Annotated in this window: 13 protein-coding genes; 3 read left to right on the plus strand and 10 right to left on the minus strand. The window is 37.6% G+C overall.

The window, feature by feature from the left end:
• Positions 1-400: 400 nt before the first annotated feature.
• The 3 genes from fepA to HRK21_RS02300 all read right to left on the minus strand — a co-directional run bounded on the left by fepA (position 401) and on the right by HRK21_RS02300 (position 3485).
• Positions 401-1732: a multidrug efflux MATE transporter FepA gene (fepA, locus tag HRK21_RS02290; protein ID WP_069887875.1), complete on the minus strand. Its 1332-nt coding sequence runs from the start codon at positions 1730-1732 to the stop codon at positions 401-403.
• A gap of 9 nt (positions 1733-1741) precedes the next feature.
• Positions 1742-2332 carry an efflux pump transcriptional regulator FepR gene (fepR, locus tag HRK21_RS02295; RefSeq protein ID WP_070005884.1) on the minus strand — a complete coding sequence of 197 codons (591 nt, stop codon included), beginning with the start codon at positions 2330-2332 and terminating at the stop codon, positions 1742-1744.
• Positions 2333-2441: 109 nt separating this feature from the next.
• A complete protein-coding gene (locus tag HRK21_RS02300; RefSeq protein WP_003739458.1) occupies positions 2442-3485 on the minus strand; it encodes an alpha/beta hydrolase in 1044 nt (347 codons plus the stop codon).
• Between the two features lie 214 nt (positions 3486-3699).
• Here HRK21_RS02300 and HRK21_RS02305 point away from each other — a divergent pair, with 214 nt between their 5' ends.
• From HRK21_RS02305 to betL, 3 genes are all read left to right on the plus strand, one after another.
• Positions 3700-4914: an argininosuccinate synthase gene (locus HRK21_RS02305; protein WP_069887874.1), complete on the plus strand. Its 1215-nt coding sequence runs from the start codon at positions 3700-3702 to the stop codon at positions 4912-4914.
• Between the two features lie 3 nt (positions 4915-4917).
• Positions 4918-6288: an argininosuccinate lyase gene (gene argH / locus HRK21_RS02310; protein WP_070005883.1), complete on the plus strand. Its 1371-nt coding sequence runs from the start codon at positions 4918-4920 to the stop codon at positions 6286-6288.
• Positions 6289-6466: 178 nt separating this feature from the next.
• Entirely contained in the window at positions 6467-7990 is a 1524-nt protein-coding gene (gene betL, locus HRK21_RS02315; RefSeq protein WP_069887872.1) for a BCCT family glycine betaine transporter BetL, read from the plus strand.
• Between the two features lie 43 nt (positions 7991-8033).
• Here betL and HRK21_RS02320 read toward each other — a convergent pair whose 3' ends face one another.
• Genes HRK21_RS02320 through HRK21_RS02350 form a run of 7 tightly spaced genes read right to left on the minus strand, consistent with a single transcriptional unit; the run spans position 8034 to position 13976 of the window.
• Positions 8034-8231: a hypothetical protein gene (locus HRK21_RS02320; protein ID WP_003722350.1), complete on the minus strand. Its 198-nt coding sequence runs from the start codon at positions 8229-8231 to the stop codon at positions 8034-8036.
• A gap of 3 nt (positions 8232-8234) precedes the next feature.
• Positions 8235-8885 carry a class II aldolase/adducin family protein gene (locus tag HRK21_RS02325; RefSeq protein WP_069887871.1) on the minus strand — a complete coding sequence of 217 codons (651 nt, stop codon included), beginning with the start codon at positions 8883-8885 and terminating at the stop codon, positions 8235-8237.
• A gap of 1 nt (position 8886) precedes the next feature.
• On the minus strand, positions 8887-9819 hold the full coding sequence (locus HRK21_RS02330; protein WP_070005882.1) for a 1-phosphofructokinase: 933 nt from the start codon (positions 9817-9819) through the stop codon (positions 8887-8889).
• 17 nt (positions 9820-9836) lie between these two features.
• On the minus strand, positions 9837-11186 hold the full coding sequence (locus HRK21_RS02335; RefSeq protein WP_003728884.1) for a PTS galactitol transporter subunit IIC: 1350 nt from the start codon (positions 11184-11186) through the stop codon (positions 9837-9839).
• A 27-nt stretch (positions 11187-11213) separates the two neighbouring features.
• Positions 11214-11489 (minus strand): PTS sugar transporter subunit IIB, encoded by a 276-nt coding sequence (locus HRK21_RS02340; protein WP_003722354.1) that lies wholly within the window; start codon positions 11487-11489, stop codon positions 11214-11216.
• 5 nt (positions 11490-11494) lie between these two features.
• The gene (locus HRK21_RS02345) at positions 11495-11962 is read right to left on the minus strand and encodes a PTS sugar transporter subunit IIA (RefSeq protein WP_003739466.1); all 468 of its coding nucleotides are present in this window, start codon (positions 11960-11962) and stop codon (positions 11495-11497) included.
• A 7-nt stretch (positions 11963-11969) separates the two neighbouring features.
• Positions 11970-13976, minus strand: coding sequence for a BglG family transcription antiterminator (locus tag HRK21_RS02350; protein WP_003739467.1), 2007 nt, complete (start codon positions 13974-13976; stop codon positions 11970-11972).
• Between the last annotated feature and the right edge of the window lie 96 nt (positions 13977-14072).

Raw genomic sequence — 14072 nt, forward strand, 5'->3', positions numbered from 1 at the left:
CCTTTTTTCTTTCCGAAGCAAAGGAAACTTCCACAGAAATAGCATCATACTATTTGCTTTGTTTTGTCAGTATAAGTGAGTACTTGGAACTTCTCTAAGCCCTATACTCACTCTAGTACTGACACTTATCACTTTTTAGTTGCTCCCACAGGCAACTAATTCCGTCAATAAACAACAAAGCTTTTCGGACTCTTTCCCTTATCAAATCCAAAAAAATTTCATTACTCATTCCCTTTTAAAACGTTTTCTACGTAAAAACGGAAACGTAGACTTTCATTTTAACATTCAAATGTAAGGAAATAAAAAAAAGGAAACAATTGTCTATTTTTTCTTTTTTAAGCCTATTTTTAAACTAGTTTTCCTAAAAAGGACGAAGATATCTAATATCTCCGCCTTTGTTTTATTTAAATAGAATATGTTTTTTCTTCATATAGAATACGATAGATGCTGCTACAAGCATTTCTGAAATTGGAATCGCTAGCCAAACGCCTGGAATACCAATAATTGGTGGTAACACTAACAGGAAGATGACCATGAATATAATCTCACGCGATATCGTAATCCATGTGGCCATTTTTACCTTATCCGATGTTTGGAAATAGGTCATCATAACAAAGTTGAAGCCCATGAACAGATAAGCCGTATAGAATAATTTGATGCCGTTACTTGCTAAATCTTTAATTTCTGGGCTAAAGTTTCCGAACAACGAAACAAGAAAATTGGAACCGAAGAAGCCAACGAGCAAAAAGCCAACTCCAGTACTGAATGCTACCATAATTGCAATCTTCAACGTTTCTATTTCTTTTTGTCTAGCTTTCGCGCCCCGATAATAACTAATAAGAGGTTGAATTGCCGACCCCATACCAAGGAACAACATCAAAATCACACTGTGCGTATAATTGAGAACCGAGAACGCCGCTACACCAGCAGTCCCTGCAATAGCTGCTATCGAAATATTATAACCTAGCGTAAATACAGATACCCCGACTTCCGCTAAAAAGCTTGGTAAGCCAATTGCTAAAGTTTTCTTGAAAAACGCTTTATTCCAGTCCAATTTGACAAATTTTAAACGACTTGATTTTTTGAAGAAATGGGTAATTAAAATGAATACACCGATAATGATTGCAATCATCGTAGCAAGCGCAGAACCCGTCACACCCCATTCAAATACAAATAAGAATAAATAGTTCAAAATAACATTACTGATTGCTGTTACAATTAGCGCAATCATGGATAAATTAGGATCGCCATCATTACGTACAAAAATACTTAAAATGTTTTCTAGTGTAAGCGCAAATCCAAATATAAGCAGGATGTTCATATACTCAAGCACATAACCAATCGTATCCTCATTCGCGCCTAAAAAATAAGCTAATGGTACTTTAAAAATAAACGCTATAATTCCAATAATAACTGTAATCGAAATAACGGCTAAAAGCGCATTGGTAAAAATCGTTTGTGCTTTCGCGACATTTTTCTCGCCAATCGCAAACGAAAATTGAGTTGCTGCGCCAATTCCTATCCAAATCGAAATCGCTGTAAAAATCGTAAATACAGGCACCGCAATATTTATTCCAGCAAGCGCCACTCCGCCGAGCTTATGCCCAACAAAAATGCCATCAATGACAATATTTAAAGACATTAACAACATTCCCACTAAAGAAGGAATTAAATATCTAAAGTAAATCTTTTTAACTGAATCTGTTTCTAAAATTTCCATGTTTTTTGCCATACTACACCTCTAATTCAAAGCTTTTAGCGTAATTCCTCTCCAAAAAATTTGCCATAAAGCCGTGATTTTCTTTTCCGTTCTTTCCGGGTCGTTCACATACACAATGTCTACGATAACTGCATCAAGAATTCCCATGTATGCTTCTTTCATCGTTTCCACATCTTGTATTGGTATTAGCTCTTGCTCCATCCAATTCGTAAATAAATTAGTAAACTCTTGTTCCATTTGCAGCACGTTCTCCGTAATATATGCTTGAACTACTTCATACAAATGCTTCGGCGGATAAAATCCGTAACGTAACCAAAATTGATATGCCTCATCAGTGTCATATAATTCCTTCACACCAAAAAGTAAACTAGACAAAACAAGATCTGGTCTGGATAAATCACTATCCCGAAGTTTTGCCCGGTAGTAATCTATTTCTGTTGATTTCGCGTCCTTCATAATGGATAAAAACAAATCATCTTTATCTTTAAAATGAGAATAGATGGATTGTTTCTTCAGCCCAACAACCCCAGCAATATCAGCAAGTGATGTTCCTTCAAAACCGTTATTAGCAAAAAGTGTCAGTGCAGCTTGTTTGATTTCTTCTTTTCTCATCATTCCACTCCTCTCGAAAAACTGACGACCGTTCGTAAGTCATTCTCTCACGAAAAAATTTCTTTGTCAACAAAAAAATCCACTCTAATAAAAGAGTGGATTTTTGGATTTATTTTTCTTCTAAAAACTCGCTAATCAATTCGTATGTCTCATCGGTTGCTTCTGAGTTAGTTGTCATGAAGCCATGTGGAACTTTTTCAAAGCGTTTAGCAAATACTTCTACGCCGGCATCTTTTAATTTCTTCGCATAGGCTTCTCCTTGATCTCTAAGTGGATCAAATTCAGCAGTCACAATAAATGTTTTTGGAAGTCCGACTAAATCTTTGCTACGTATTGGTGCAACGAGTGGGTCGTATTTACGATCACTTGCATTGGCAATATATAATTTAAAGAATTTATCTAATGATTCTTTCGTAAGCACGTAGCCTTCTGCAAATTCATCCATTGAAGGATAAAGAACAGACGCATCACGACTGAAAATATCTGTCGCTGGATAAAGTAAAATTTGAGCAGTGATATTTGGTTTACCTTTTGATTTAGCAATTTGAGTCACAACGGTTGCTAAGTTTCCGCCTACGCTATCCCCTGCAACGATAATGTCTGAGGATTTAGCTCGTAAGCTAGTGCGATGATTTTGAACCCATAGTAGCGCGGCATAGGCATCTTCCACTGCTGCTGGGAATGGATTTTCTGGAGCAAGTCGGTAATCAACAGTAACCACGCGAGCGCCTGTTGTTTGAACAAGTTTTCTGGCAATCGCATCATGCGTTTGCAACCCACCTAGAACAAATCCGCCACCATGATAGTAAACGATAATTTCAAAAGGTCCGTCTTCTTGCGGCGTATAAATCCGAATCGGAATTTTGCCAGCTGGACCATCAATTTTTTTATTTTCAACATCGCCAATTTCGATATCTTTTGCTGAAGGTAATGCTTTTGTCGCAAGTCTCATATATTTATATCGCGAATCTACGTCGGATAATGGGGAAGTATTTTTCACAAATTCCTGTGAAGCCTCATCTAAATTTTCCAATACCTCGGGATTATATTCCTTTTTCCCAACCGCTTTTTTGTAAATAAAGAAAACGATTAATAATGGAAGTAGAATGATCCCAGCAAAACCGATAGCGATCCATTTTATTGTATTTTTCACATTCGCTCAACTCCTTCAATATAACTTCATTAACAAGTATAGCAGTTTTACGAACAGGAACCAATTTATTACTATTTGAAATGATTATTTTTATTTGAAAATGTATTTTTAAGCATAATTATGAATAATTCAAAATAAAAAGGTTGATATATAAAAGCATCAATGTTAATATAAATACAAATGTTTGTATATTTATGAATAGGGGATGTTTACAATGGCGAAAGAAAAAATCGTATTAGCTTACTCAGGTGGGTTAGATACTTCTGTTGCAATTCAGTGGCTAGTAGAATCAGGTTATGAAGTTATTGCATGTTGCTTAGATGTTGGTGAAGGTAAAAATTTAGATTTTATTAAAGAAAAAGCCATTACGGTTGGAGCAAGCGAATCCTACACGATTGATGCAAAAGAAGAATTCGCGGAGGATTTTGCGTTAATTGCCCTTCAAGCCCATGCTTATTATGAAGGAAAATATCCACTTATTTCCGCTTTAAGCCGTCCGTTAATTGCGAAAAAATTAGTAGAAGTCGCTCGTCAAGAAGGCGCCTCTGCTATCGCTCATGGTTGTACCGGCAAAGGAAATGACCAAGTTCGGTTTGAAGTAGCGATTCATGCACTTGCTCCTGATTTAAAAGTCGTTTCCCCAGTCCGTGATTGGAAATGGTCTAGAGAAGAAGAAATCAATTACGCCAAAGAACATAACATCCCTGTTCCTATTGATTTAGATAATCCCTTCTCGATTGACCAAAACCTTTGGGGGAGAAGTAACGAATGTGGTGTACTTGAAAACCCATGGACAACGCCACCAGAAGCGGCTTACGACTTAACAGTGAGCTTAGAAGACGCACCAGACACACCAGATATCGTCGAAATTACGTTCGACGCTGGTATTCCAATTTCTCTTAATGGGGAAAATATGAGTCTAGCAAATTTGATTCTTACATTAAATGAAATTGCTGGAAAACACGGTGTCGGTAGAATTGATCATATCGAAAATCGTTTAGTCGGTATTAAATCACGTGAAGTATATGAATGTCCTGCTGCTGTCACTTTAATTACTGCACATAAAGAATTAGAAGACTTAACCTTTGTTCGTGAAGTGGCGCATTTCAAACCTATCATCGAACAAAAAATCAGTGAGACCATTTACAACGGTCTATGGTTCTCGCCTTTAACAGAAGCATTAATTGCTTTCTTAAAATCCACGCAAAAATTCGTAAATGGAACGATTCGCGTCAAACTATTTAAAGGTCATGCCATCGTCGAAGGAAGAAAATCTCCAAATTCGCTTTACGATGAAAACTTAGCGACTTATACTTCTTCCGATACATTCGACCAAGATGCAGCAGTTGGTTTCATCAAACTTTGGGGATTACCAACAAAAGTGAGTGCAGAAGTTAATTCAAAAGTGACAATAACAACTGAGGTGTAAAAAATGGAAAAACTATGGGGCGGACGTTTTCAAGGAAAAAGTGAAGCATGGATTGACGATTTTGGTGCTTCGATTTCTTTCGATCAAAAAATGGCAAAAGAAGACTTGGCGGGAAGTTTAGCGCATGTCGCCATGCTCAGTAAATGCGGGATTATTCCTGATTCAGAAGCAGCTGAAATTACGACCGGATTAAAAATTCTCCAAGAAAAATTAGTGCTTGGTGAGCTCGAATTCAGCACAGTTAACGAAGATATTCATTTAAATATCGAAAAACTATTGCATGAAGAAATCGGTCCAGTCGCTGGAAAACTTCATACGGCACGCAGTCGGAATGATCAAGTTGCAACAGACATGCATTTATATTTAAAACAAGCCGTAGCGGAAATTATTCACTCGCTAAAACATTTACGCGTAGTGCTTGTTCAAAAAGCAGCGTTGCACATTGAAACAATAATGCCAGGCTATACGCATTTACAACACGCTCAGCCCCTGTCGTTTGCCCATCATTTGCTTGCTTACTTTGGAATGTTTACACGGGATTTGGAGCGTTTAGAAGAAAGTGTCAAACGGATTGATATTTCGCCGCTTGGTTCTGCGGCACTTGCTGGGACGACTTTTCCGATTGACCGGGCGTATAGCGCTGAATTACTTGGCTTTTCTGCTGTTTATGAAAATAGTTTGGACGGCGTGAGTGATCGTGATTTTATTATTGAGTTTCTTAGTAATAGTTCTATTTTAATGATGCATTTATCGCGTTTTTGTGAGGAATTGATACTTTGGACGAGTCATGAGTTTCAATTTGTCGAGTTAACGGACGCTTTTTCAACAGGAAGTTCGATTATGCCGCAAAAGAAAAACCCAGATATGGCCGAGTTAATTCGCGGAAAAACGGGCCGGGTTTACGGAAACCTGTTCGGCATGCTAACAGTTTTAAAAGGACTCCCACTCGCTTACAATAAAGACTTACAAGAAGATAAAGAAGGCATGTTTGATACACTTGAGACAGTTCAGACAAGCTTAGATATATTCGCGGGAATGATTGAAACGATGAAGGTCCACACAGAAATAATGGAAGAGTCTATGCAAAAAGATTTTTCCAATGCGACAGAACTAGCAGATTATTTAGCGAAAAAAGGTGTTCCATTTAGAGAAGCGCATGAAATCGTTGGAAAATTAGTATTAGAATGTACGCAAAACGGGATTTATTTACAAGACGTCTCACTTAACCACTACCAAGAAATAAATCCACTTATTAAAGAAGATATTTATGATGTCCTTTCTTCTAAAACTGCTGTTAAAAAAAGAAATTCTTACGGCGGAACTGGATTTGATCAAATTAGAGTTGCCCTCATTAATGCGAAAAAAACATTGTAGATCCAACTGGAATGCTAATCGGCGTTCCAGTTTTTTGGTGTGTTCTACTTCTTATTCCCTTTTTTCATACCTTCCTTGATTTGTCAGAGCACTACTTTTTTTGTTACTATTAAAAAGAATGTTACCTTTTTGCTAACATGGGGAAATAGATACAGAGAAAATAAAGGGAAGTGATGTATTGAAAAAATTAACAAGTGTTTTTTGGGGATCGGGTTGTCTCGTTTTATTAGCCGTTTTATTTGGGGCCTTTTTGCCAAAACAATTTGAAGCTTTTACAACCAATATCCAAAAATTTCTAACAAGCAAATTTGGTTGGTACTATTTAATTGTTGTAGCGATTATTATTATCTTCTGCTTGTTTTTAGTTTTAAGTCCGATTGGCTCAATTCGACTCGGAAAACCTGGGGAAGTGCCAGGATATAGTAATAAGTCTTGGTTTGCGATGTTATTTAGTGCTGGAATGGGAATCGGCCTCGTTTTCTGGGGTGCTGCTGAGCCGTTATCTCATTATGCGGTCCAAGCTCCCGGCGGTGAAGTTGGCACGCAAGCAGCTATGAAAGATGCACTTCGATATTCATTCTTCCACTGGGGGATTTCCGCTTGGTCGATTTATGCGATTGTTGCTTTAGCGCTCGCCTATTTCAAATTCAGGAAAAATGCACCGGGATTAATAAGTGCGACACTTTACCCTATTTTAGGGAAACATGCCAAAGGTCCAATTGGGCAATTGATTGATATCATCGCCGTTTTTGCGACAATCATCGGTGTTGCAACGACACTCGGCCTTGGTGCTCAACAAATTAATGGTGGTCTTACATACTTGTTTGGCGTTCCAAACAATTTTACTGTCCAGTTTACCATTATTATCATTGTCACCATTTTATTTATGCTATCGGCCATGTCTGGACTTGATAAAGGTATTCAGATTTTGAGTAATGTAAATATTTATGTCGCAGGAATTTTATTAGTTTTAACCCTTATACTTGGGCCTACCCTTTTCATAATGAATAATTTCACCAATTCATTTGGGGACTACTTACAAAATATCATCCAAATGAGTTTTCAGACAGCACCTGATGCGCCTGATGCTCGAAAATGGATTGATTCATGGACTATTTTTTATTGGGCTTGGTGGCTTTCTTGGTCGCCATTTGTAGGAATTTTCATCGCTCGAATTTCACGTGGTAGAACAATTCGACAATTTCTACTTGGCGTTATTGTCCTTCCTTCTTTAGTCAGCGTTTTCTGGTTTGCCGTGTTTGGCGGTTCGGCTATTTTTGTGGACCAACATAATAACTCAGGTCTTTCCGGTTTAGCAACAGAGCAAGTACTATTTGGGGTATTTAACGAATTCCCTGGTGGTATTGTTTTATCTATTGTGGCAATGATTTTAATTGCGGTATTCTTTATTACTTCCGCAGATTCAGCCACATTTGTTCTTGGCATGCAAACAACAGGCGGTTCCTTAAACCCACCAAACTCCGTCAAAGTAACATGGGGATTACTACAAGCAGGGATTGCAAGTGTACTACTTTACGCAGGCGGACTGACAGCTCTTCAAAATGCGTCAATTATAGCAGCCTTTCCATTTTCTATCGTCATTATCTTAATGATTGTTTCCTTATTCGTTTCGTTAACGAGGGAACAAGAAAAGCTAGGATTATATGTTCGACCGAAAAAATCACAACGTTCCCAACTATAATAAAAAGGGATGAAAATCTACAACTAGATTTTCATCCCTTTTTTCATCCTTTTTTCTGCTTTGCCGCGACTATTTCACGATAGCTACGAGTTTGTTTAGGATATTTTTTCCGAAAGAAATGTTGCGAAACAACTGCTAACACGAGCGAAATGGCGGTAATTGGAATAGAGCTTTTAAATATCCCGACCATTAGTAATAAAGCACTGGCAAATAACGTTGCATTAAAAAGGAATTTTTCCATTAGTTACTCCTCCAAATTATAATTTAATTCGCGGTCATGAGCTAATTTCTTAATACCTAAAGCATCAAAGACTAATGCTTTTTCTGCAATATAGGCATTGTATTCAATACGCTCTAGCATGTCGTATGCTTTATGAAGTGATGTATCTAATACGACAATACCATGTTTATTTAATAAGCTTGCACTTGGAACAGCTTTATCCCCTAGTTCGATAACGTGTTTACGAACGATTTCCGCAAGTTCTGGACTAGTGGCTGGTGCAAATGCAAGGGTTGGAATTTGACCAATTTTTTGCGTTGCCTCTGTTAAATTCGGTAATTCCATCCCAAGTGTGGCAAATAACATTGATTCTTTTGGATGCGCATGGAGCACACAGCCGATTTTCGGATTTTCTACGTAACAAGCGCGGTGTAAGTTAATTTCTCTTGTAACTCTTCCGTCTCCTTCTACGACTTCATTGTTATTGTCTACTACAAGGATTTCATATGGGGAAAGATCGCAAAGTTTTGCTTGACTCATAAGTGTAGGTGTCATAATAATGTGTTCGCTATTCATGCGCACACTCACATTTCCTCCAGCCGCATTCGTTTCAAAACGATCAAACATCGTCTTCACTATTTTTGCTAAATCTTCACGTTCTTTTTGGTATAACATATTATCTCTCCTCCAATTGTATAATACTTACTTGATTCTTGAGCTTTCCAGCGGCTTCTAAATCAAAGCTCGAACTGTCTTGTTGCATAACCTTGCTAGCAGAGCAACCTGTCGCGACTTTTAACGTTTCTGTAATCGGCATATTCATCGCAAGACCTGCAATAAATGCCCCAACAAACACGTCGCCAGCCCCAGTATCATTGCGTTCATGTACTTTTGGTGGAATAACTTGATACAACTTGCCATTATGCGCGCAAAGTGATCCTTTTGCTCCAAGCGAAACGACAAGATAGGGGATTTTTTCGGCTAATTTGCGGACATTTTCTTCTAGTGAATGGGTCTTCTCATCCAAAACGGCAATGACTTCATCTTCATTTGGCTTAATGAAATCGACGCCCATTTCGACCGCTAAGTTTAAATATTCACCAGAATTATCACATCCGAGAAACGCTCCTGTTGCTTTGACAGTTCTTAGTAGTTCTTTAAAATCAGATAATGTATAATGAGGAGGCGGAGATCCGGCAATCACCACCATATCCTCTTTTTTAACTTTTTTAGCGATTTGTTTTAAAAGATTGTCTTTGTTGGTCTGACTTACGGTAAAACCAGCTTCAGGTATCATCGTGCTGCCATTCGTGTCATCACTTAAAACAACGAAGCATTCTCTTGTCGAAGTTCCAGCTTCTACAAGGAAATCATGGTTGATATGTTTTTCTTTTAGAATGGCATATAGTTTGTCAAGATTGTCTGATCCCGCAATTCCAAGTGCTTCATTTTTAATACCGAATTTGGATAACACTCCCGAAACGTGAAGCCCCTTTCCCCCGCAATCATACGTTGTTCTTTTGACTCGATTAGTCTTCCTTTTTTCTAACTCTCCTTGAATGAAAAGCAACCGGTCAATGGCTGGATTTAATGTTATCGTGTAAATCATCTCATCACTCCTACTTCTTAAGAGCTAGCTTTTTCTAGTTCAATTGTTCGTTTTTTCATCATTTTCACATAAAATACTAGTAATAATACCCAAATTGCGACAAAAATAAAGCCTAAAATAGTGAACTGACTTGCTTCCGCAAAAATGTAACGGAACACTGGATATTCAAGTGTACTCCAGGTAATTTGTTGCCCAGCTTTTAGAGAAATTGCGCCTGTTGAATGCGCTAAATCCGTAATAGTTCCGGCGAAGAAAGTTGATACATATAAGAAAATCGGTGTGGTGATCGTACCAAGAATAATCATTCGGATCAAGTTCCCACCTGTCACAATCAGAGCCGGCGCGCACAAAGAAATATTTAAGATTCCGGCGAACGGCAATACGCCATTTCCTGGTAAAATAAGCGCGAAGATAAGAGTAACTGGAACCATCAGAACAATTGCTACCCATACTTCACTACATCCCGCTAAAATCGGCCAATCTAGCCCAATGAACAATTCACGATTTTTAAATTTACGTTTCATGAACTCAGAAATACCATCAGATAGTGGCGAAAGAGCTTGCATAAATAGTTTTGCAACCATTGGGAAAAGCGTTAATGCTGCTGCAGCTTGCATGGCTAACATCAAAGTTTTCGCAACATCATAACCAGCTGCAATCCCCAGAAGTCCACCAATAATAAAGCCCATCACATGGTTTTCTGCAAAAATACCAATTTTATCTTTTAACGCATTGGCATCCATATCTTTACGAAGTGCTGGAATTTTTTTCAGTAACCAGTCAAGCGGCATTAAGAAAATACAGAAAATCATCATACCGTGAGAAACGGTTACACCTGGAATCCCATTTAACTCTTGAATTTGACGTTGGTTGGCATCACATAGAATTAGTTCTGTAACAATTTGAATTCCGGCAACAATAAATGCTAAGTAAACATTTTGTGTTACGCCAATAATAAGTACCGCTGTTAAAATTTTGCCCCAAACATTCCATAAATCGACGTTTAAGGTTTTGGTTTTATTAATAACGAGCATAATCGCGTTAATACCTAGTTGTAGCGGGAACATCAAGAAGGCAAATGGCCACGCCCAAGCAAGTGTTGCCATTGATGTCCATCCTCCGTCTAAGATGCTTAAATTAATCCCAGTTCTTTCAGCAAGTCCTTGTGCAGCTGGTGTTAATGCTTCAATCATAAAGCCGATAACGATGTTCATTCCAAGGAAAGCAACCCCTAGAATAATCCCCGCACTCACTGCATCTCTTACTTTCATTCGTACGATAAGCCCAATAATAATCATTAGTGCTGGAACAAAAACGGCAGCTCCAAGGTTCAAAATAAACTGTATAACTGATTGTAATGACTCCATTTTTTCACGCTCCCTGTTTTATCTGGTTTATTTTAAGGCGTTAAGTAATTTTTCTGTTTCTTCGTCCATTCCCATTCCTGTTAAGAAGGCAATACCATTCAATGTGGGAATATCAAATTCTTTATTCGCTTTTGTAATTGCCACGTATACATCACTTGTTTTAATATGTTGCTCTAAAGACTTAATGTCTACTGCTTCTACTGTTGCGCGAACCCCTTTTTCTTTTAAAATACGTTCTACTTTTGATGCTACTGTTTGGCTTGTTGCCACGCCTGATCCGCATGCTACGATAACTTTTTTCACTGTAATCACTCTCCAAATTGTTTTTTTAGGAAATCACATAATGCATTGCTATCATTTATTTGTTTTATCTGTTCCACAAAATCTGCTTCCATAAATTTTTCCATGATACTTGAAAGCAGTGGAACTTGATCTTTGGGATTTTTGATACCTAGCATGAAAATTACTTCCACATCAATCCACTTTTCACTTGATCCCATTTGAATAAAGGGAATTGGTGTAGAAAGCTTGTTTACGAGGACAAAAGGTCGTTTTACATAAATCGTATCGGTATGAGGAATAGCAATTTTGATACCATTCATCTCAAGTCCAGTAGGAAAAACTACTTCTCGGCTAGTTACCGCTTCTCTAAAAGTCGCCTCTACATACTGCTCTTTCTCTAATACCTTGCTCGTACATTCAAAAAGTTCTGCCTGATTTTCGTAACTTGAATTTATCAGGGTTAATTCTTTTTGAAATAAATCATGGTAATCCACGTGATACTCACCCCCTTTCAAGGATTTCAACGATTTTCTTTTTGTTAGTAGAAGCGAGAAGTTCCGCTAACCTCTCTGGCTGTAAGAAAATTTCGTTCAATTTTAGTAATAATGGTATGTGTTTGTTTTGTTCAGATGGTGCTAGCGCAATCATGATTTTGACTGTCTCCCCAGCTTTTGTTCTTGTGTCCGCTTTCATTATCATCAACTGAATATCTTGCTCAATTACCCCATTCGCAGGCTTGGCATGTGGTAAATAAATATTCGGCCCAATCATCATCTGCTCATAATTTTGATAGAATATTTCTTCACAGGTATGAATATAACACGTATCCACCGTTCCTCTTTCTAACATTGGCGCAAACGCCGCCGAAACTAGTTGCTCCCACTCAAGTGGCGTTTCTAAAAAGTGGACCTGCTCTTCCGTAATTCGCATTTGTTCTGGCTCTTTTTTCTCCACCGGTTGCTCTTTTTTGTTGAAAAATGATTCCATTTTAGCTTGCACTAATCGAATGTTTTCTTCGGGAATTTCATCTTTTAGCATAGCAAGCAGTTCTTTGGTTTTTTTATGACTATCCATTTCAATTGCTTTATCCACTTGTTCTCTAAGGATTTGCCTACTGTCTTTACTTAAAATAGACGGAATTACAAAAATGGTAGCATCGCTTTGAACGGGCACAGTCGTAAAAATAAAATCAATATCTCGTGCCACCGTATTTAATTGTCGCACCGCATAAGCTCCTTGAAAATCAATATTCGGAAACATCATTTTCAAATTTTCTAGCAGTAGTTTAGAGATGGATGTACCACTTTTACAAAGGACTACTGCGCGGAAAATCGGCTGTTCCGTCTCCTCAATTTGATACATCCATCCAAGAACTATCATAGAAAGATACACAATCTCCTCTTCTGACCACTTGTGACCAACCAACTTTTCAAACGGTTTCGAGGCTTTTTCTACAATGTTAAATGTCGGGGTGTACTCTTTAATAAACTGCTTTTTAAGCGGATTATTGATTTGAAATCCTAAAATTGTTCGGTAAATTGCTGGTCTAACATGTAAAATCACTTTTTCTTTAAATTCATTTTTCTTCATGATTTCTGTCGCAAAATACATTTCCAGTAAACGAATGAACTCGTCGACTGCGTAGGCAATTTCTTCACTGTCTGAGAAATGAAGCGCCGACTCGACTAAATTCGATGCGAGAACTTGCAAGGATAAATACAACAAATCGTTTTCGCTTAAAAAATCATAGCCCCAAAACATTTCTTTCATTATCGGGAACTCGCGGGTATTTTTGATGTCATACATTTCAATTTTAAATGTCCATTTCTTATTTGTTACTTTGGATCGTTTGATAATACCGTGGAGAATATAGGGCAATTCTTCCATCTGTTCATCTGTAAAGGTAATTTGAAGCTTACTTTCCACCTTTTCGAGCCGTTTTTTCAATAAAAACACTTCGCTTACAGTAATCAACTTTTTTTCGTCTAGTACGAATTTCCCGTACGGGGTCTGGACGACTTCGCGAATTAGTTCTGCTAGTAAATTACGAATCAGAAATTCTGAACCTGAAACGGCATAACCATCTTTCCGCGAATAATCGAGCTGAATTTCAAACTCGTGCAGACTCTCTTTGATACTTTTAACATCAGTAAGCATCGTATTTTTACTTACATATACATAGTCCGCAAGCGCGCCGAGTGACATATAATGATTATGTAGCAGTAATTTAATCATGATAAGTTTGCGACGAATATTAACCTCATAAAACGAAAATAACTGTTGCTCTTCCGCTGTTAAAAGTCGGTAGCAAGCTTCTCTACATACATCTGTAACAAAAATCATGTCATGGTCAATCAAAATTGGTTCTGACTTTAGTAGATGGTTTATTTGTGTAATCTGTGCGCTAATTGCTTCTTTTGATACTTTAAAATTCTTGGAAACATTTCTAAGATTCACTTGCCGATTCAAGAGCAGATAAGTAATTAATTCCTTACAATTCTGTTCCATCTACTTTCCCCTCCCTTATATTAATAGTAAATGATAACCCTTACATAAAAATGGTGATTCATCACAACTTTTCTTTTAGCAGAAAGATTTATTGTG

It is taken from the genome of Listeria monocytogenes (assembly GCF_013282665.1).
GTDB classification, from domain to species: domain Bacteria; phylum Bacillota; class Bacilli; order Lactobacillales; family Listeriaceae; genus Listeria; species Listeria monocytogenes_C.